Source organism: Enterobacter sp. UNJFSC 003 (genome assembly GCF_036903355.1).
Taxonomy (GTDB): domain Bacteria; phylum Pseudomonadota; class Gammaproteobacteria; order Enterobacterales; family Enterobacteriaceae; genus Enterobacter.
Map to the genome: position 1 here is coordinate 1 of NZ_JBAKHK010000006.1, position 21,491 is coordinate 21,491.

Below are 21,491 nucleotides of genomic sequence, written 5' to 3' on the forward strand. Positions count from 1 at the left end.
TGGCGAAACAGGAAATATGAAGAAAAACCAACCGACATTACTAACTGAAGGTTGTATCTAATCCTGGGGGCAGGTCACAGTTTGTTTTTATCTCAGTCAGACACAGGTTGAGGAAAGCGCAACAGAACGATCGCACCATCAGTAGGAACAGATTCCAGCTCCGTTACATCCAGCGTTGTGTTCTCCCGCAGGCTCAGACTGTCGACCGTAATCCGGTTCACGCGCCATGGTGTCAGATAGCTCACCAGCAGTTCGCCGTTGGCATTGGTGGTTGAGCCAAACTGGTTATAGAAGCCAATTCCCGGCGAGCCTGGCACGGCCACCAGCGCAGCGGTGCTGCCCAGCTGCTGGCCCAGCGTAACCCCGTCACCGTGTACCAGAATGCTGCCGCTGGTGTCAGCATGATAATCACGGCGTATTCCCCCGCGTACCATGCTGAGATTTAGCTCTCCCGCGTTGTACTGATAGCCCAGGTTCGCAGATAGCTCGTCATTATGGTGCACGGTATGCGTCGCCTTCAGATCGTACCGCAGGCTGTAATCACTTAACGCTGAACCATAGACATTAACCCCATGACTATCTTCCCCCCGGCTTGCTAGTTCGGTGGTATAGCCGACATTACTCGTCGTCCCCCAAAGGGAAAAAGGCACGCTGATGTTGATACCCACGGTGGTTTCGTCCGGGTTTTTGCCATAGCGCTCATATCCGCCGTACAGGCTATAATCCACGCTGTGCAAGGTCGTATTCATACTCAACGTCGCCCCCGTGCTGCCCCCGGCAGATTCGCGTGATTTTAACCCGTACCATGACAGGCTCAGGCTGGTGTCCTCGCCAAGATTTTGGTTAAGCTCCAGCTGCCCGCGAAGCGCCCGCTGGGTAACATCATCGTCCCAGCCATACCTGAGCAAATCCGCCCGCGAGATTTTTTCTTCCAGCGAACGGTAATGCTCGCCGCGCGGATACCACTGGAGCTGTGCAGTGAGGCTGGTTTCGGTCGTAAAGAACGCTTTGGCATAGCGCAGGCGCCACACCTTGCCCCTCAGGCTCGCCTCATTTTGCGTATAGCGAGCCGCGGTGACATCTCCGGAAAACGCGCCCCACAGCCCTAAGTTACCGCCAATACCTACAACCTGGCTGAAATAGTGCTCCCCTTGCTGCAGCCCGGCAAAAACGGTGACCTGCGGTGCAACCCCCCATGAGAATGTACTTTGCCAGAAGCGGTCCTTATCCCTGTCGATACCGTGAAAAGGTTTATAACGCCCGGCCGCCAGTTCGTAGCTAAAAAGTCCCTGATGCACCAGATTCGGCATACTGGAATAGGGCAGCAGGCGGGTACGCTCCGTACCATCGCTCTCCTGGATCGTCATTTCCAGGTTGCCGCTTGGATCCGGCGGATAAAAATCGCGAAGGGTAAAGGGGCCGGGGGGAACGTGTATACGGTAAACACGTACGCCGTTCTGGTGAATAGTCACTTCAGCCTCTGAACGGGCATAGCCGTTGATCCAGGGCGAATACGGCCGCCAGCTATCAGGATACATCGCCTCGTCACTGGCGAGTGATACCCCCCGAAACGTCAGGCTGTCGAACAAATTTGAAGACGTATTACCGTCACCCATGGTCAAACGCGAACGCAGCGGCGTAATGCTACGCCAGAGAGACATCGCGTTGCTGTACGAACCGTGTTGCCCCTCTTTATCACGCCAGACGGTGTTCTGATAACGCAGCCGCCAAGGACCTACGTTAAGGCCGTTGTCCAGGCTCAGCGTAGCCTCGGTGCCGGAATGCTCCCAGTCGTACTGTGCCTGACTGTTATCCGCATCCAGACGATAGTTAATAAACAGCGCGTTGATGCCATCATCCCAACGGCTTGTGCTGACCCCATTCTGCTGCGGGCTAATGGCTTCTTTCGGGAACAGGAGCGTAAGCAGTTGCGCTTCCGGGCGATACCAGTATTTGAGATTAAACTGCTCCGCTGACTGTGGCGTCAGGCAACCTTTGGTATCCCAGACCAGACGCGCAAGCACCGCATGCCGCACGCCCCACTCCTCCATCAACGGCTGGCTGAGGCAAGGACCCGACGCAGAAACATCAAACGAAATCGCCCCTTTGTAGAGGTTGTTGAGGATCACCCACGTCTTTTGGGTGGTCGCGCGACTCTCTGCCAGGGGGAACAACAGCATAAATCCGAGGATACGGAGTAGCGTCATGATGACAGCCAGCGCAAAAAGGTGAAGAGGCAAACGCCTCCTCACCTTTTTTACACATAAACGTTATTTCTGCAGGGCGGCGAGGGCGGCACGAGCACGGTTCAGTTCTTGCTGAATACCGCTCAGATCGCTCTGTTTTTCTGCCAGTTTGCGCTGATATTTCGCCACTTTCTTGCTGTCACCTTTGGCTTTCGCTTCACGCAGATCTGCCTGAACCTCAGCAATATCTTCACGTTTCTCAGCCAGTTTTTTCTCCAGCTTCTTCACATCTTTCTGCGCATCAGCCAGTACGCTTGCCGGGGTGCAATGCGCTTTAACTTCAGCCAGCGCTTTTTTCAGGCCGTTGACTTTATAGGTATTGCCGTACTGCTCGGCGATACGGATCTCTTTTTCCAGCGCGGCTGCTTTAGCGGAGCAGCTTTCTGCAGCCTGTGCGGAGGTGAACATACCTACAGAAGCGATAACGGCCAGTGCGGATACTAATTTTTTCATCGGGATATCTCCTTTATGTGTAAACGTCCTCGAAGGAAAGAGTACCCCGATGGAGGGGAAGATTACGCTGTACGCCCGTCCTCATTCAGCTGTAGGACCGTCTCGCCCGGCTGTAGTCCCGTCTCGCGCCAGTGTCGTAGCGCGTCCCTCAGTGCCAGAATGTCCTCCTCTAGCTGGCGGATACCCTCACTATTGGCAGCCAGCTCCTGCTCAAGGCAGCGCGCTTCCAGCGCTGACAGACCGAGCAGCTGAATTCCCCCACGCAGCCGGTGCAGCGCGTCATTCAGGGGGGTATTGGGATCGTTTCGCCACAGCGCGATACCGCTCAGCGTCTCTTCCAGCACGCTTATCTGGAGATCCAAAAACGTTGCCAGATGCTCACCGTCCAGCAGCGCTGCGGGTAGCGTCAGAGAAAGAGATGAAACAACAGGGGATTTCCTGCCCGGGGTCAGGGAGGAAATCAGGTTTTCCAGCGCCACAAGCGTGACCGGTTTAAAAATACAGTCGCGCATACCCGCTTCCCGCGCCTCATCCCGAACGGATTCACGCGCGTCAGCCGTCATCCCAAACACCACGACATCCGGGTAACGTTCACTCATGATGCGCGATAACGCATAGCCGCTCATTTCGGGCATGTTACAGTCTGTGATCACCGCATCCGGCCGTCGGGTCGCCAGGCTGTCGAGCAGCATTTTCGGGCTGTCATACTGGGTGACACAATGCCCCAACCACTCCAGCTGCTGGGTAAGCAGCATCCGCCCGACCGGATTATCGTCGATTACCATGATGGTCAGCGCAGACCGCTCGGCGGGCGATACGGCAGGATCGACCGCCTTCTCGGGCAGTGCGGCCATAACCGGCAATCTGAGCGTCACCGTGACCGTCGTGCCCTCGCCCGGCACGCTGCTTAACGTCAGGTCTCCCTCCATCATGTCGGCAAGTTGACGACAAATATAGAGCCCCAGCCCGCTCCCCTGAGCCATATTACGGCTCTCTCCCTGACTAAAAGGCTGGAACAGGCGCTGTCGCGTCGCGTCGTCAATCCCCTCCCCCGTGTCCGCTATCGTGAGTTCAAGCAGCATATCGTCGCCGTCCTGCCCTAGCGGCTGCGCGCGCAGCATCACCTGCCCGCTGTCGGTGAATTTAATGGCGTTCCCCAGCAGGTTGGTGACTATCTGGCGAAAACGCATCACGTCAATCAGGACATCCCCCTTCAGGGCCGTATCCATCTCAAGCAACAGTTTCAACGATTTCTGCGCGGCCAGCCCCTCAAACAGGGATACAGTCCCTTCTATCAGGTTTCGAAGCGAGGCGCGCTCGGGACGGAGCACCAGACGGCCGGATTCAATACGCTCCACATCCAGTATGTTACCGATGAGCAGCAACAGCGATTGCGCCGCGTCCCAGGCGACCCGTATCGACTGCTGATTTTGTGGCGCATTGTCGGGGCGTTTCATGACCAGCTCCAGCATGCCGGTGATGGCGCTAATTGGGGTGCGAATTTCATGGCTCATGGTGGCCAGAAAGGCACTTTTTCCACGATGGGCACGCTCTGCGCGATGTTTCGCCGCGCGCAGCGTCCGCATAAGCTGCAGGATGCGCGCCCGCCGTACGCGGTGCCTGCGGTAGATGCACCACGACACGAGCGCCAGCAACGCCGTGCCGGCGACGGTGGATCCCACTATCCACGCTTTCGGCAGCGCCGTTGTCGATACAGATGCAAAAACATTGCCCGTATTGCCGCCGCGCGTCAGGGCATGAAGATCCTCAGGCGGGATGTTGATCAGCGCTTTATTCAGAATGGTGATCAGCGGCCAGGCCTGCCGCGACGCGCCGAAGGCAAAGCGCAACGGTTCGGCATCGATGCTGGCTAAAATTTTCAGCGACGCAAATTCTTTACGGGTAAGCTGAGCATTCGCAATGATAAGCGGCACAACTATCATGTCGTTTTTGTCATTGACCACGCTGTTAAAACCTTGCCACCAGGTATCGACTTTCGCCGTCTGCCCGCTGTTTTGTCTCACAAGCCAGCTTTCTGGCGCTTCACCGCGCAGGCTTACTACTCTGGGCTGTAGCGCCTCCTTTCCCGGGAGCGCGCGTCCCACCATAACCCAGGAGTTGTACAGCCAGGTTCGGGTGGTGAGCAGATCCGCCTGCCAAATCCCTTCCTGACTCACACCGGCAATCAGGTCGGCCTCACCGCGGTTAATTGCCCTGAAGGCCGCGTCCTGGCTGGGGTAACGGCGGATTTCAAAGGTAAATCCGGTGCGCAAACGAAGTGCGGTAAGGAGATCTGCAAGGATGCCGCGCAACTGCCCGCGCGTGTTGAAAAAGGCAATGGGGGCATTATCCTGCGCCACCGCGACGCGGATCCGGGAATGCTCTTTGATCCATTTACGTTCGAGGGAGGTATAACGCGGTGGCTCCTCGCTCAGGGAGAGCGGGATCCCCCCGCTCCAGCGACGGTGGATCTCCACCCCCGCATTCTCCGGCAGCGCCATCAGCATTTTGTCCAGAATCGCGATCCAGACCGCCATCTTCGGCATCGCGGCGAACGAGAATCCTGATACCTCAAACGTGTCCACCACCGGGCGAATGCTGAGATTGCTTAAATTGGACTGACTCGCCAGGTAGCGCGCGGTGATTGCATCGCTGAAGAACAGATCGATTTTGCGAAACGCCAGCGCCTCCAGTGCATGCCGGGTGGAGGAGAAGTTCACAATGTCTGCCCCGGGATAGCGGGCCAGCACGTCGCTGCTGTTGTAGACAGGAGAAACGGCGATCCTTTTCACCGGCTCATCGGGCGAGGCATCAGTGTTGATCACCTCAACCGCAATGTTGTCGCTGTAGGGAACACTCAGTACCAACCCTTGTTTTTGCTGGTTCTTCCCCGCCTGGGGCATAAAATCCGCCTTTCCTGCCCGCAATGCGGCCAGAGCATCGTCATAGGATGGATAACGCACAACCTCGATCTCCACCCCGAGGTTTTCCGCCATCAGCCCGGTGAAATCCGCATTGATACCACCGTAATCGTTCAGCCCTGTGGTGATGTCATAAGGAGGCATCATCGGCTCCCAGACCGCCAGGCGGATTTTGCGATGTTCGCGCACCCATCGCCATTCGCTGGTGCTGAGCCCCGGCTCGATCACCTCTTCATGGCTACGCGCCAGCAAGCGAAGGGATTCCCCCGGTGGAGTGGCGGCGACGGAAAACGTGATACAAAAAAGCAGGATAAGGGAAACGATTCTCACGCGTCTGGCTCTGGTGGGGTAATAAGATCGAACAGGTGTTCAAACTGCTCAACGCCGCTTTTTTTCATCATCCGCGCCTTATAGGTGCTGATGGTTTTATTGCTGAGCGCCAGCCGCTCGGCAACCTCTTTGTTGCTTTTGCCCTGCCTGAGATAGTTCAGTACCGCAATTTCACGATCGGAGAAACTCGCCAGCAGCGTCTGGGGATCATTTTTTACCTCAGCAGCCTCAACAACGTGAGTGAGCGTCTCTTCCGGGAAACAGTGATAGCCATCCAGCAATAGCTGACAAACAGGCTCGACGCGATCCAGCGCCAGACTTTTATTAATGAACCCGCTCGCACCGGCCTTCAGCGTACGCAGCGCGTAGATCCCTGCGGGATGATTGGTATAAACCAGCACCTTGAGCGCGGGGAAGTGGTGCTTGATGCGCGGAAGAAGATCCAGCCCGTCGGCATTTTTGAGTTCAAGGTCGAGGATCAATAGCGACGGCAGCTCCCGGTGCAGCAGTGCCAGCAGGTTCTCCCCGGACGATGTCGTCACGGTAAAATCCGGATTTTTTTCGAGTAACACCTTGAGTGCAAAGCAGATTGCCGGATGGTCATCCACAAGCAGTATTTTCGTCATTGTTGTTTATTCTTCCCTGGGCATTAACGACTTCATTACGCGACATATACCATAGCCTACCACGTGCCGAATCAGGACAAGGTTTGTCTGTTTTGAGAATAATTCAGAATATTCGATGATAATGTGAAATGTTTACCTGGAAGACAGCGTGAAATCACTGATATTGTTATTTACCCGGAAATGCTCATGTAAATTACATTATTCCACCAGCAGGGAAGATGTATCCATACTTATATAGTCACCATAAAGTGTATTTTATTCACATCGGTATAGTTGGCGAAGAGATAATCTCTTTACAGTAAAGGGAGCATTTAAAGTATTGCTGAAAAAAGCGATCTAATAAGTAAAAATGACATCCGTCGTTTGCACGGGAACCGAACCGATACTGCCCCCGTTCATCCCCGAGCGGAAACGCAGGAAGACAGTTCTGCCTGCTGTGAGCTTTATTCACGAGTGGACTGTCGATACCTTCCTCTTAGCGGCAGGTGGCTCGCAAATGCAGGTTTCATTAACGGGATGCCTGTAAAAATCCGGGTGATGAAGGATTGTATTGTCATTACGCCGCAACATACACGTGAGTTATGGGGATGTCTTGAAGGCATGAGTGTGGTGAATATTAATAAAAAGAAAGTGGCGCAGTGGTTAAAGACATTTCCGGGAGCGCTGAATGATTTGGGGGATGTGCCAGTGATTAAGCGGGGGTAAATGACGTTTAAAAAGAAGATCCCGGCGTAAATGCCGGGATCACTATCAGTAAATAATTACCGGATAATCTCCGTGACTGGTAGTAATAACATAAGACTCAAATCCGTTATTTTCAGGATAGATATTTATATACTTTTCATTATCGAAGAAAAGACTCAATATTTCACCATCAAGAACAGAACACCTCCTGACTACTTGGTTAAGCAAGGGAAATAAAAAATTACTGGTCGATAAGTCCTCGCCATGCCCTGTAAGTAAATGCTCTTTTTCCCCACACTGAAATGGGCACTGGATCATTATTCTAGCGCCAGATGAAAACAGCAAAACTAAAGATCCCACACCCACCGTTACTCCGGTAAATATGGATTGTTCAAATTCATGAAGCTCAGCATCAGTAATCATATTGCTCTTACCTTTTTGGCGGCATAGAGTCTGCTCTGGTGGTACATGTGTTTCACCATGTGCCAGTGACATCTGTAGCAGGATGGTTTCCAACACCGACGATCTGCCAATAATCAAGCGCGGGAACGGGCATTGTTGGGAAGCCTGACGATTAAAAACAAGATCCCGGCTCGGTGGTCGGGATCTCTAACATCATGATTCTAATAATCGCAACCAATCATCAAAATCATCAATACCATACAAGTAATCTCGATCTGAGGACGGAAGATCGACAGCACCTAAGCTTTGTATCACTTTCCAGGCAACTTGATCTGTGATTCTAATATCATCCGCATCAATAATTGAAAAAGCCCATTGAACAACATTGGTTCTGTCTAGCGCACCCGATTTTAACTTATTAATTGCGCTAGCAATTTCATAACGCGATGGAAATACGTTCATACTTATCTCCTTCCTTGATAATTACCATCAGCATCAAAAATATGGTGGTTCTTATCATTGGTAACGGGTTTCGGAGCCACACAACGAATATTTCCAGCATGGTCGAGTGTTTCATACCAGGTTCTGGTTTGGCCTGTTTTTGGATCCCACTCTCTAACCTGTCTGGCCTCTGCCATTTACCCAGTTGTTCTGGATGGTGTCATATCACCATAAAAGCGATAATTTCCATTCTCTAGCTCCTTAACTCCAGCCTGCCCATATTTCTCAGCCTGTCGATAGTCTTCTTTTAGTTTCGCCCCTTCCAGGGAACTAACTGCACGGTTTCCACCTTTAGCTATCCCCCCCCTTTCAGCGGATCGCCATCAGCCCCTTCAATACCTATCTTCAGCATCGGGTTTATGTCAAAGATCTTATCCTTACTCAGCGAGTTATTCTCAACAACAACTCTCTCTGACGCGGATTGCAGGAATGAAGTCTATTTTTCCCTGTGCTTTCCGTCTGTTACAGCCGTTTTTGCCTGCTGTACTTTCGGCACTGTAACTTTTTGCCCTGACACGCCTTTTGGCTTCGGACAAACTATATCATTTATCTATGAGGGTGGTACCCAAACTCTTATACAGAGCCTTCATTTTCCTGACATTTTCCTCGTCATAAGCCATGAGATTGTCTGGTGACAGAGAATGGTAAGTAATAAATACTAAATATTTTGTCCCTTCTACGTTAACAAACTTCACATCTTTACTGAGATAACCACCATACTTTTTAGTCTCAACAACATCACTTACTGTTTCGACATCACCTGGTGAAGATTGCCAGACCAAGAAACGTTCGAACAAATTATCCCAGGCAGGCAATAATGCTTTGCTGGTATAACCGTGGTATCCCATACCACCACCTAAATCCGCGGCCAATCTGGCATACTCAGGTGGGTCTTCAATTCTTATCAACGTATTGTAATGATTATGATATTTTAGAGCCAACTCCGGTGTAAGGTTGACATATTCTAGGTCCGTACTGTAAAAATCAAAAGGTTCGATGCGTAACGATTTATAAACGGAATGGCAACTGGTTAGTAAAATTGAAGCCAGAAATACTCCGATAATAACAAAAGAATTTTTTTTCATATTTAACAGCCTGATAAATAACTTTTGGTCAAATATTAAACCAACCTTGCCAGTATGCTTAAAGTTCGGTAATTCCCGAAGCGCTTCTGGCGTGATAATTTTTACCCCGACGTGCCTTTTTCGCCTGAGCACGTTACCGCCCTACAGTGGCATCGGGGGCTACCAACTAATCATCCAGAAAAATCCACTCGCCTTAAAAAATTTATAATTTTAGGTTTAGCTATTACTACTACCTCTGAGGTTCTAAAATCCTCATCTCCTAGCAATATGAATACCACACCATCATCATTCAATACATAATTTATAACCTGAGAATACATTAAACCCTCAATATCGGAAATGAAATCGTTTATATTATAGTTAAGATGAGGAGAACAGAAGAAAAATGATCGTTCTTGATATGACACCTCATGGATGAGAATTTTTAATTCATCCATATCTAACTTAGCTACTCCTTTCATTTTCAGTTGGGTCCCTGAAGTTAAAACACTTTGCGCTTTACAAGATAAAAAATCATATTTTCTTGATTTATATGGTTTTAGGCCCCAATATCCTTTGTGACGATTTATTTTAGTGTCATTAAGCAGAAATGAAAATTCATTGTAATAATATACCTTTTGAGAGTCATCGACATGAATAGTTAGAAAAATCTTCTTTAAAAGATCAAAAAAACCATCCTCTCTATTATCATAATACTTTTCATAACTTATAGCCGCATATCCAGATGGCAGACTCTGAATGTAATCAAAGCAGATCACGTCATTCGTTTTAGTCAGATCATCAGCAACCCTAATTTTATATTCATTAATAGTCATAGTGATTTCCTTTGTCGTCATTGAAATGAGAACCTCTGTTTTGAGAATCATTCGCGCCGAAGAAATGACCTGCCGCATCATCTCGGATTTTTATAGTACTAACAGTACCATTTGGATTCCTAACATCAAATTCATAAGTTATGCCAGGCTGTAAATTACCTCGGCGATCATAATTAGGAGTAACTCTATCTGGCTGCTGAGTTACTGGAATGCCAGACTCTCGCTTTGCTTCGCGGAATGCTCCGTTTCTCCCTGCACCTTCAGGTGACATATTTACAGGCCGGTTACCAATCCCACCACCGCCTTTAAGCAGGTCGCCATTCGCATCTTCGATCCCGATTTTCAGCATCGGATTGATATCGATGATATTGACCGGTAGCTTGCCTTTCTTACTCAGCGAGTTATTCTCAACCGCATTCTTCCCGCCCTGCGCCCCCGCAGCTGCTGAAGCCGTGCTGTCTCCCGCCAACCCTCCGGCCATCCCCGCCGATATTGTCGCCAGCGTGCTGACCGTCTGCTTCTGCTCCTCACTCAGGTCGCTGACCGCTTTACCCGGATACATCGCCGCCATAATGGCACGCGCCGCAAGCTCACCCGTAGCCGCACCGGCCGCCCCCGCCGCTGCACTGTTCCCCTGCAGCGCCGCCACCGCGCCGCCCAGTATCGCGTGCGCTATGGTGTTGACCGCCGGGTTGCCCTCGGTTGATTTCAGCAAATGCGCCAGCTCCGGTGCCGAAGCCCCCGCCAGTGCACCGGCAATATCTCCCCCCGCCAGCCCCTGAAGCGCCGCCGTCGCCGCCTGAATACCACGCTGAATGGTGCTGCCCGTACCAAACTTCGCCTGTTCGTCCCGGTACGTCTGCGTCTCTTTCAGTTGCTCAACTGTCAGGTCAGGATGCTCCTTACGCGCTTCCTCCAGCGCATTTATCTCTCCCTGCGTTCGGGCAATGTCGGCCGCCTGTCCACCGATATCACTGATGGCACTCACCTGCGCAAGACGCTGCTGCTCCTTCTCCTTGTCAAATATCGGGCTGATGCTGTCGTTCGCGCGTTCCGTATCCCGGCTCAGGTTTGCCACATCCTGCTGCTGGTTCGCGGTATCCCGGATGGTGATGTTACCCTCACCCACCGCCGCCTGCGTCGTGCCTTCCGCATGACCGCTGCTGCCCGCTACCGATACCACACCGCCCGGCAGGTTGCCCTTGAATGCGTCGCCGCCAAAATCACCGCCGCCGCTGAGGCTGATACCGCTGTGGCTGACCTTGTAATCCGCCTCGTTGTGGATATCCCGGAAGCCCAGCGTTCCCGTATCGAGGCTGTTTTTATCCGCCGTCGCCGTCGAGGCAATCACCGCGCTGTCAAGCTGCGTGTGGCGTCCCACCGTTACATCAAAGCCGCCGTCACCCGCGAATAAGCCGGTTTGCTCCTGCACCGAGTCATACGTGCTCTTCATTTTGTCCTGGCTGGCGCTGATGTAGCCGGAACCCGTCATGCTGCCGAAGGTGAAGCTGCCGCCTGCCGCCATGCTGTTCTGCGTCGATTTATAATCGTTGCTGTCCTGCTGGCTGCTCATCCACAGGTCACGTCCGATACCCGCAACGATTTTATCGCCACTTACCTGCGCGCCGTTCAGAATGGCGTCCCGACCGCTGGTTATGGAGACCATCCCGCCGCTGTCGAGCGTTGTTTCCGTCCACGCCGTACCGTTGCCCTTTTCACTGCCTTTCGCGGCATTCACATTCGCAAACACGCCGATGCCGTAACCGCTCTTCCCGCCACCAATGCTGACGCCCGCACCACCACCGCTGCTGCTGTTCTTGCCGGTCGTCTGCTGCGTGCTGGCTGCACCGCCCAGCACAATGTCGTTCGCTGCGGCAAGCGTGGTGTCGCCGCCCGCCTTCAGCTGGCTGCCACCGATAAGGATATCGCCGCTGTTCTCCCCCTTCCCTTTTCCGGTCGCGGTAATGGACAGATTATTCCCCGCATTTAGCGTACTGCCCGCAACCGTGTCACTCTGCATGTGCTGCTCGGATTTCGATTTCTGCGAGGAGAGCGAAACGCTTACGCCAATTCCGCTGTTGGGATCGCCGTTAATCTGCGCCATTTCCGCACCCTGCGACGCCTGCACACCTGACAGCGCCGCTTTGGTGGCTTTCAGCGCCGCGAGGCGGTCATCGCTCTCGCCTTTCGCGTCGCGTGCCGTCTGCACCGCGCTGTTCACCGCACTCCCCGCCGCCCCCGACAGCGCCACCGTCAGACCGCTGCTCTTCTGCTCAAACCTCTCATCGCGGGTGCGTTTGTCATGCCCCGGCTCAATCACCACGCTGTCGCCGGTGAGGCTGATATCCTTCTGCGCGATGATATCCGCCCCGCCGATATGCGCCTGTTTGCCCGCGGTAAGGCTGACGTTACCGCCCGTTGAGCCGACAGTGCTGAAGCTCTCGCTCTGCGTCGTGCCCTGCTCGCGAAGGTCGTGGGTGGTTTTGCTGCTGCCGATGGTGAAGCCGATGCCGCCCGTACCCATCAGGCCGGACTTTTTGGTCTCCTTGAAGCGCCATGAGGTGTCGGTGTTGGTCGCCGCCACGATGTCCACGTTATTGCCTGCGGACAGGGCCACGTCGCCGTCTCCGGCGACCGCCGAACCTTTAACCAGTAGGTTGTTCCCTGCCGACACCGTCACGTTGTCGCCGCTCAGCAGCGAGCCTTTCTCCCGCGTCGCGCTGTCTTCCTCGATGGTGTGGGTGGTCTTTTTACTCAGGAAGCCGCTGCTGGTTTTGGTTTTCTCCCGGTAGCGGTAATCGCTCTCCGTCGCCGTCGTCAGGTTCACGTCGCGGCCTGCCGCCACGCCGATATCGCCCTGCGCCGTTACGTCAGCCGCCTGCGCGGTCACGTCGCGCCCGGCGAGGATCGCCGTATTACCCCCGCTGGCAATCTCCGTTCCCTGCTGACGAACAGACTCATCGATGGCGGTTTTTTTCTTCGACTGGCTGCTGGAGCGCTCCGTTGACGCTTCCGCCAGCAGGTTCACATCCCGACCGGCCTGAATGCCCACATCCCCTTCCGCTGCCATCGCCGCCGCACGGGCATTCACGTCGTTACCCGCCTGCAGGGTGAGGTCTTCGCCCGCGCTCAGGGTGCTGCCCTGATGCGTGACCGACGCCGTCTCCGTGGTTGCGCGGTTGCGCCCGGCGCGTCCCTCGCTCGTCGCAATCTCGTTGGCGGTGATGTTGATGTCATTACCCGCCGCCATACCCAGGCTGCCGCCCGCCGACACGTTTGCGCCGGTCACGTTGATATCCTGTCCGGCGCGCATCGTCAGCCCGTCGGTAGCGGTGATGGAGGCGATCCTGCCCACATCCGTGCCGCTAAAACGCACATTGCCCGCATCGACATTCCACTGCTGCGCGCGGGTCATGTTGTTAATGCTGCCCGTGACGCTCTCCAGCCCTACCGTTTTACCGCTGATGGTGGAGCCGATGTTGTTGATGTCCCCCAGCGCGCTCAGGTTCAGCCCGCCGCCTGCACTCAGCAGCCCGGCATTGAGGTTGCTCAGGCTATTGCTGCTGTCGATTGTCAGGCCATTCTGCGCCGCGATCGTACTGCCGCTGTTGATGACGTTACCGCCCGCCAGCTGGACGTTATTACCGCTAATCACGCTGCCGCTGTGAACGGTGACGTCCTTCAGTGAGAGGTAGACTTTCGGGATCATCACCGTCTGACCGTTAATGGTCGCCGCTTCCCACCACAGCAGGCTGTGGTCAAGCGCGGCAACCTGAGCCGCCGTGAGCGCCACGCCGAATTTCAGCCCCAGCGTTTTCTGTTGCGCGGCGGCACTGTCCATCAGGTAGCGCATCTGGTCGAGATCTGAACCGATGCCGTTGATATAGCGGCTGCCGGTCTGGTTCAGAATGGCGTTGCTGACGTAACGGGTATCAAACGCCGCGTCGCCGAGGAACCGGTAGTCGCGGTCCGGATTCAGGCCGAGCCTGTCCAGGAAATACGCCGAGCCGAGGAACTGGTTCCGATCGGTGTACGCGGTGTTGGTTTCACGCGGTGCGTCGCCGGGTTTTATGCCGAGCAGGTCATACAGTCCGTCAAACAGGCTGTCGTCCACGTTGCCGAGGCCATCGAGCTTCGGGTTCACCGTTATCAGATACGGGCTATCGGGATCGGTGGAGGGGACAAAATAGCCGTTGTTGCCGGACGGCAGTGGGTAGTTACCGCTGCTGGCGCTCTGATCGGAAAGTGATGAACTGCCGGAGATATCTTTCAGGGCGTCACTCAACGCATCACGCCATTGCGGCGTGGTGATGTCCTGCGCATCCGCTTCGACAAGGGACTGCGCCTGCTCGCCGTTGGCGATGGACTGGTTGCTGAGTGGGGTCAGCGTTGGGGCGGTAATGGTATTGCTAAAGCCGTCCGTATTCGCGGTGACGAGCGTGTTGCTGATGTCGTTAGTGAAGGTGGCTGAGACATTGCCGCCAGCCTGTATTACTGCCCTAACAACGTTAGCGGTATTTTCTGATTCGACCTCACGCCCAGTCAGAGTATAGGTTATACCACCGGCATTAATGGTTGATGCCGTGTAGACAAGATACTCCGTCTCAGAACTGGCCTGATAGCTTTGGTTGTTGAGTTGCGTACCTTTTAGGCTAATGTCGCTATTAGCAAGTATATTGCTACCGCTATTGTCGAGATAATTTGCAGTGATATTTAGATTATTAGCTGATGCTATGCGCGCTGCGTGGCCAGCACTGCTTACATCAACCTCAGTTCGTTTAATAGCAAAACGTTTAGTTTGACCCGAATTATTAATCCGGTAAGAGGTGGTAAAGAAAGGCTCATCCATCGTGCAGGCACCTGGATAAGTTGGGAAACTCATACAGCTTCCAACCCAGACATCCGTGCGATTTTTTACTGTTGAATAGCTTCCTTCCTCCATATCATCCAGGCTTACAACAAAGGATGAATCACCAACCCAGGAAGGGTTATCCAAATCAATTATCTGAGTATTCGAATTGCTTCCATCCCGCTCATTTAATAAATGGGCTGTAATGATCGTAATATCGCCCTTCTGCGTCTCAATATTCCCGGACGTGTTCACCACTTCACTGTTCGCCGCACCCGCCGCATTTTTCTGCATCCACAGGCTATTCCCTGCCAGAATATCGCCGTAGACGTTATGAATACGGTCGGCAAAGAGCTGCATATTATTGGCGGCATAAATCAATGCGGTATTGAGCAAGGTGCCCGCCGCATTCATCGTCAGGCTACCTGCCGTACCGGTAAAGCCATTTACGGTAATGTCGCTCAGGCTGTTAAACGCCACGTCGCCGCCTGCAGAGAGGCTACCGGCTGCATTGAGCAAAATACGTTGCGCGCTGAACGTGCTGTGACCGTTACCTGCAGTGACCTGTCCGTTATTGGTGAGCACGCCGCCAGCGCTCAGAACGAGGCTGTTTCCCTGCATCGTACCGTTATTGGTAATGTCCCCCTGAGCGGTGAGAGACAGGTTGTTGCTGGCGGCCAGCGTTCCACTGAACTCCAGCGCACTTAACAGGTGAAGCGTGACATCCCCCAGCGCCACAATCTGACCGGCGTTATTCAGCGTGCCGCTGTTGAGGGCGAGATTACCTGCGCTGAACAGCTTCCCGCTGGTACTATTCGCAATCGCATCGCCCTTCACCGTGAGCGCTGACGTACCGAGCGCCGTACCGCCGTTAGTGAGACGTTGATAGTTAATCAGCAGGTCTGCACCCTGCAGCGTGCCGTCGTTGGTAAGCGTCGTTCCCCGCAGCTCGGCGTTGTCGGTCGCAAGTATCCGGCCATTATTCACGGCGTTCACCACATCCAGCAGCAACCTTACCGCCTGAACCAGCCCGCTGCTGCTGTTCTCCAGCTCCGGCGCGGTCAGCATGAGGCTGCCACCAGAGAGCACTTTGCCGTCGTTCTGCATGCGGGTGGTGGCTTTCACCACAGATTCTCCACCGCCCTGTATCGTTCCCTGATTATTCAGCGTGGCAGCCGACACCGTCAGCGCGTTCTCACTCAGCAACACGCCGCTGGCGGTATTGCTCAGAGCCCCGGAGGCATTCAGCGTCAGCGCTTCCCCCTGAAGGCGTCCGCTGTTGATAAGCTGCCCTGTCGTAACCGCGGTCGTTTTCCCCTGGATTTGCCCGGCGTTGGTCGCATTACCCATATCAAGGGCCAGCGCGCCCGCACTCAGCAGTTTTCCTCCGGCCTGGTTATTCATCTGGTTAACGGCAACCGAAAGCGTATCAACGCCGGTGATTTCACCGCTGTTGGTCAGCGTATTCGCCTGTAGCGTGAGGTGCTTTGCAATCCACTGACCGCTGTTCACCAGCGTCAGTGCTGAGAGCGCCAGTTCTCCATTGGAGGTGATTTTGCTCCCCGTGGTGCCGGTAAGGGTGCTGTCGATTTGCGCATCCAGTAAATCTTCTGCCTGGATCGCACCGCCGTTCGTAAGCGCCTGCGCATGAATAAGTACCCGTTTCCCCTGCCATTGCCCTGTATTTCTCAGTTCGCCGCCCGTCACGGACAGGTCGCCTGCCGTCAGCAACGATCCCGACGCGTCATTCACCAGCGTCAGTAACGGCGCCGCCATCTCCAGGCGAGCAGCCAGCGTCAGGGCGGCGATCCCGGTCAGCGTTCCGCTGTTCGTGATGCTGTCCTGATGCGCGGTGACGCGGTTCCCCTGAACCGTGCCGTTGTTACGTAGCGTTTTACCGGTGAGCGAGAGTTCACCTGCCGACAACATGTTGCCGTTGTTAACGGTATTGACCGCATTCAGCGTGCTGTTGCCCTGACTCATCAGATCGCCAGTATTGCTGAGTGTGCCGCTGGTCGAGGCGTTAAGTGAACCGGTCGCGAGTGAACTTCCGCTGTTATTCCAGTCACGCCCCCGGAAGCTGAGGTTCTCTCCCTGTAGCTGTCCTGCGGTGGTCAGCGTGGTGCCTGAAAGGCTGAGCGCCCCACCCGTGAGCGTGCGGGAGCCTGCCAGTAAATCCAGTATTCCAGCGGTCAGGGACAGTGCGCTATCGCCCTGTAACAGACCGGCACTTTCGAGGCGATCGGCATTCAGCGTCAGCGTGTTGCCCACGATGCTACCCGCGCTGGAAACCGACCGCGCCGTGATGCGGTTTGCCCCGTGAGCCAGCAGCAGACCACCCGCGCTGTTACTTAGCGTGTCGTAATCAATAGCCAGTGAGGCACCGCTCAGTTCGCCGCCGTTGGTCAGGGTTGAGCCAGACAGGGAAAGCGCGGCGTCGCTGGTGATAATGCCGGCGTTTTTCAGTTCAGCGAGTGAAAGCGACAGCGCGGCCGGACTGTACAGCACCCCACTGCTGCGGTTATCCAGCAGACGGGTGACCAGTGAAAGCGTTGCTTCGGCGTGGATCAGGCCACTGTTAATGACGTCAGGGCTGTTAGTCGCGAGCGAGGAGGCCGTCAGCGTCCCGCTGTTGCTGAGATGCCCGGTTTCCACCTTAAGCGCTGAGGCTGACGATTTCCCCGCGTGAATGAGGGTGTCATCAGCCTTCAGGACGAGGCTGTCTTTGGCTGCCTGAGTGCCTTCTAGCTTGGCATTTAGCACGTCCAGGCTGATGCCGTTGCCCTGCGTCTGTGCCGTTGCCGTAGTGTTGAGTCTGTTCCCCAGCAGGGTAATCGTGCCACCCGCGCTGGTTTCACCGGCAAGCGTAGTCCAGGTATTGTTAAGCAACAGATCCCCGTCGCTGTGGGTAACTGACTTTTCGCTGGCGGTAAACGTCTCCGCGGTGGTCGCGAGCCCCCGGGCACCAGAAAGCGTACCGCTGTTGACGATCTGCGCCGCGTTCAGCGCCAGCGCGTCATCGCTGATAAGACTGCCGCTGTTGTTCAGGTTACCGCTCGCGATAACGGTGGTTTTGCCTTTCGCGCCAGTGTCGCCGGAGAGGGTGACGTTGCGTGCGCGGATATCCAGCGTGGAGGCGCTGTTCAGCTTGCCGGAGCTGGTGATATCGGTCCCCGAGACGGTCAGGCTGCTGCCCTGAACGGTGCCGGTATTGCTGAATGTCCCGGTGTTAATCCGGGTATCCGCAACGGCTGCAAGCGTGCCCTGGTGAGTGAGGCTGCCTGCGCTGACGGCCAGGGTTCGTCCGGCGGCATTGCTGCCGTTCAGCCGGCTGTGGCCGGACGTGGTGAGCGTGATATTCCCGCTAGCATTGGTTGTGCTGCTGCTCTCCTGAGTCAGCGTCTGACCGCTGAGCGCGATTTCTGAGGCACTGAGATTTCCGCGCTGCACCAGCTCGCCGCCCTGAACTGACAGTTGCTGACCCGCGACGACAGAGCCATTAAGCACCGCGTTTTCCGCACTGTTCACGGTAAGGTGACGACCGGCGACCGCCTGGGCATCTGCACTCTGGATAAAGCTTTTTGCCGCAAGCGCCGCGTCGTTTGCGGCTGTGAACGTACCGCCGTTCTGCGTCAGCGTGCCGCCGGTTGTTAAATGCAGGTTTTTATCGGCGGCGATGTGGGCCTGGTCAAGCGTCAGAGCGTTCTGACCGGAGACGGTTAAACTGCCACCCGCTTTATGGTCGCCGCTTAGCATTACATCCGCGGCAGTAACCGTGGTGCTGCCGCTGGCAAGGGTGTTTTTCAACACCACTTTTCCCGCGCTGCTAAGCGTTATGTCGCCCTGCCGCGCATTCAGGTTGCCCAGGTTTACGCCCAGCCCCTTATCGCTGGAGACCAGACGAATGCGGTTGGCGTACATCCCGCCCAGCGCGCCGGTGTCTACAGCCACCTTCGGGGCTTCACCTTCACCTTTTAACGCACTGACGCTACCGTCCGCCGCGACGCGGTTCGCCCCTGCAACGATACGTAAATCTTTCGCATGCAGTTGCGCATTAATCTCGGTTGCGCGGGAGATGATCGACACCGCATCGCTCTGGCTACCATTCAGCCCTGCGCCTTCGATGGTGACGGCGCCTTTGGTCACATCAAGCGATTGCAGCTTACCGCTGGCATCGAGCACCGGTTTACCCGTGGTGAGAGTCGCATTCGGCGTATTGATAAATCCGCAGCCGTTACAGGTAATTCCGTAAGGGTTCGCCACAATAACGTTTGCCGCCTTGCCCGCCACTTCGGTATAGCCCTGCAACGTCGATCGGTTAGCGCCGGTGACTTCGTTGATGATGCCTTTGGCTTCCTGCCCTGCCTTCAGGTTAGGGTTATTCTGGATCAGGCCGCCAAGCTGGGTCTGGTTGAGCTGCCCGGTCGCGTTATTGAGGATCAGCCCCTCTTTCCCAACGTTGTAATCGTTGTACTTGTTATGGGAAATACCAGATTGATTCGGCGTGGCAATATTCACCACCGGAACGCCGTTGGCCGCCTTGTCCATCTGCGTATTGCCGGACGGGGTGATTGTCGCCGCCACCGCAGGCAATAACGGCTGCGTCGCTAACAGTACGCTCAGTACCGCGCTCAGCGCGCGCTGTGAAAAACGAACCTGATCCTTTTCCATCATCCCTGTCCCTTAGAAAGCCACTGAAATGCGGTAGTTAATCGTGAGGTGATCCGGTGCCAGCCAATCCGGATAATCCACGGGCGTTCCGACGCTGAACTGGCTTGTTAACCATCGGTTAGCCGTGGTGATGCCCAGCGCGGTTCCCCAAAGGGTGCCAGAGGTATAGCGGTCAACGCCGTCCTTCTTCAGCCAGCCGCCATCGATGGCCGCCAGCAGTCCGACATCCCCCAACCAGGGCAGCGTAAAGAGCGAATAATTCAGCTCATTTCGCCAGTAGCCGCCGTTATCGCCGGAGATGTACTGCTCCTTAAAGCCGCGCACGGAGGCTTCACCGCCCAGCGTCAGACGCTCGCTGCCGTACAACCTGTCCGGCGACCACTGAAAGTAGACGCTGGTCAGCCACCACAGTTTGTCGGCAACAGGGCGCTGAAAACTGCCGTTCACGCTCCATTTGCGAAATTCGGCTTTAGGTACATCGCCATGCTTGTCGTTATCATCTTCTGCGCCAAACCACGGTACCCCCTGAGTGAAGGTCGGGTTCAGGGTCGCCACGCCGGAAGCGATTTTTTGCGTGTGGTTAAGGCCCAGTGAGAAACTGGAGAGTTTGCGGCTGCTGGTGGCCAGCAGAACATCGTCGAGATAGTTATGGTTGATGCGGTGCGTGATGCCCGCCGACACGCCGGTTTTGATATCGCCATTGCGGAACAGCACCCAGGAGCCTGTCAGGCGGTGCGTCTCGGTATCCCCCGTCGAACGCCAGAGGTAACCGTTATTATCGATGGTGCTGAGGTAGTTGCTCCAGCTGTAGCTGTAGTCCAGCAAGCCGTAGCCGTAAGGTACGCTGACCCCGGCGGCAAAATTCTGCGCATCCTTGCTATTCGAGAAATCGCTGCTGCGCCCGCCGCTGATAAACCATTTATCCGCCAGCCCCAGCAGGTTATTGCCGTACAGCGCGCCATTGAGTTGCCCGGTCCCGGTGCTCTTTTGCCCGCTGTTATCGAAACTCACTGTTCCGCTGAGCGGGAATTCAGGCGAAGCCGTCAGATTGACGACAGAGTAGCCCTGCCTGTCGCCGGGCAAAATTTCAATTTCTACCGGGGTCTGGCGCACGCGATTGAGTTGCTCCATGCCCTGTTCGAAATCGCGCAGGTTGAGAATTTTTCCTTCGAGGCCGGGGAAGGTCATCTTCAGCGTACGCGCAGGAACGCCCTCAAGGCGGATTTGCTGGAGCCTGCCTTCCAGAACCGCGAGATGAAGTCCCCCTCCCGAGAGATCCTGCTCGGTCAAAAAGGCGCGGCTGGTGATATAGCCCCGGCTGATGTACCAGTCAGAAACGGCGTTTGTCAGGGCGTTGAGGCGGGCGATATCAAGGCACTGATTCACCCATGGCGCGACTAAGCGATGCTTGGCCGACGTTGAAAGCAGTGTGGCTCCCGACAGCTCAATGCGGCTGATGAAGAAACACGGGCCTTGCGGCGAGGAGGTATCGCCTGGCCGGGCAGGATGCGGTAATACCACGCTGCGCTCCAGCGATTCGCGCTGACGCTGGTTCTCATCCAACAGCTGCTGCTGTTGCTGCTGGATAGCGTTGCGGTCAGCCGGTGACAGCGGGGCGGCGAGTGTGATGCCGGGCGCCAGTAACATAATGGCTGCCAGCAGCATGATTGCTGATGTTTTCCCTAACACTGTTTACTCTCCGCTCAAAGTCCGCTTTCAAACTTGACTGTTAAAAAACGCGCAACTTATGTCAAAAAGTAAACAGTGTAAATATCAGTAAAAAGAATAAGGATATTTCTGGCACATTTTCAGATTTTTGCAGGGGTAAATAATGGGCAATATTAAAGAAATCCCCCATCGCGCCGATCATCATCCGTGTGTATTATTTCCTGTAGCGTTAACAACAAT

The 21,491-nt window shown here is 54.9% G+C and carries 10 protein-coding genes and 1 pseudogene; 1 reads left to right on the plus strand and 10 read right to left on the minus strand.

From position 1 onward, the window contains the following. Positions 1 to 92 precede the first annotated feature (92 nt). The 4 genes from V5P19_RS15080 to V5P19_RS15095 all read right to left on the minus strand — a co-directional run bounded on the left by V5P19_RS15080 (position 93) and on the right by V5P19_RS15095 (position 6,576). Positions 93 to 2,207, minus strand: a complete 2,115-nt coding sequence (locus V5P19_RS15080) for a fimbria/pilus outer membrane usher protein (RefSeq protein WP_334404640.1) — start codon at positions 2,205 to 2,207, stop codon at positions 93 to 95. 63 nt (positions 2,208 to 2,270) lie between these two features. Next, positions 2,271 to 2,699: a DUF1090 domain-containing protein gene (locus tag V5P19_RS15085; protein ID WP_334404642.1), complete on the minus strand. Its 429-nt coding sequence runs from the start codon at positions 2,697 to 2,699 to the stop codon at positions 2,271 to 2,273. A gap of 62 nt (positions 2,700 to 2,761) precedes the next feature. Continuing rightward, positions 2,762 to 5,950: a transporter substrate-binding domain-containing protein gene (locus tag V5P19_RS15090; protein WP_334404644.1), complete on the minus strand. Its 3,189-nt coding sequence runs from the start codon at positions 5,948 to 5,950 to the stop codon at positions 2,762 to 2,764. After that, positions 5,947 to 6,576: a response regulator transcription factor gene (locus V5P19_RS15095; protein ID WP_334404646.1), complete on the minus strand. Its 630-nt coding sequence runs from the start codon at positions 6,574 to 6,576 to the stop codon at positions 5,947 to 5,949. The genes V5P19_RS15090 and V5P19_RS15095 overlap by 4 nt, the downstream gene beginning before the upstream one ends. Positions 6,577 to 6,909: 333 nt before the next feature. Here V5P19_RS15095 and V5P19_RS15100 point away from each other — a divergent pair. After that, a pseudogene (locus V5P19_RS15100) lies at positions 6,910 to 7,281 on the plus strand (SymE family type I addiction module toxin); the annotation flags it as partial. A 45-nt stretch (positions 7,282 to 7,326) separates the two neighbouring features. On the opposite strand, the gene V5P19_RS15105 reads toward V5P19_RS15100, so the two are convergent. The 6 genes from V5P19_RS15105 to V5P19_RS15130 form a co-directional block, all read right to left on the minus strand. After that, positions 7,327 to 7,779, minus strand: a complete 453-nt coding sequence (locus V5P19_RS15105; protein ID WP_334404648.1) for a hypothetical protein — start codon at positions 7,777 to 7,779, stop codon at positions 7,327 to 7,329. A 96-nt stretch (positions 7,780 to 7,875) separates the two neighbouring features. After that, a complete protein-coding gene (locus tag V5P19_RS15110) occupies positions 7,876 to 8,124 on the minus strand; it encodes a hypothetical protein (protein WP_334404650.1) in 249 nt (82 codons plus the stop codon). 581 nt (positions 8,125 to 8,705) lie between these two features. Next, the gene (locus tag V5P19_RS15115) at positions 8,706 to 9,380 is read right to left on the minus strand and encodes a hypothetical protein (RefSeq protein WP_334404652.1); all 675 of its coding nucleotides are present in this window, start codon (positions 9,378 to 9,380) and stop codon (positions 8,706 to 8,708) included. A gap of 38 nt (positions 9,381 to 9,418) precedes the next feature. Then, positions 9,419 to 10,063 carry a hypothetical protein gene (locus V5P19_RS15120; protein ID WP_334404654.1) on the minus strand — a complete coding sequence of 215 codons (645 nt, stop codon included), beginning with the start codon at positions 10,061 to 10,063 and terminating at the stop codon, positions 9,419 to 9,421. After that, positions 10,053 to 19,583, minus strand: coding sequence for a hemagglutinin repeat-containing protein (locus V5P19_RS15125; RefSeq protein WP_334405036.1), 9,531 nt, complete (start codon positions 19,581 to 19,583; stop codon positions 10,053 to 10,055). Before V5P19_RS15125 ends, V5P19_RS15120 begins: the two co-directional genes overlap by 11 nt. A 12-nt stretch (positions 19,584 to 19,595) precedes the next feature. Continuing rightward, positions 19,596 to 21,248, minus strand: coding sequence for a ShlB/FhaC/HecB family hemolysin secretion/activation protein (locus V5P19_RS15130; protein WP_334405038.1), 1,653 nt, complete (start codon positions 21,246 to 21,248; stop codon positions 19,596 to 19,598). Between the last annotated feature and the right edge of the window lie 243 nt (positions 21,249 to 21,491).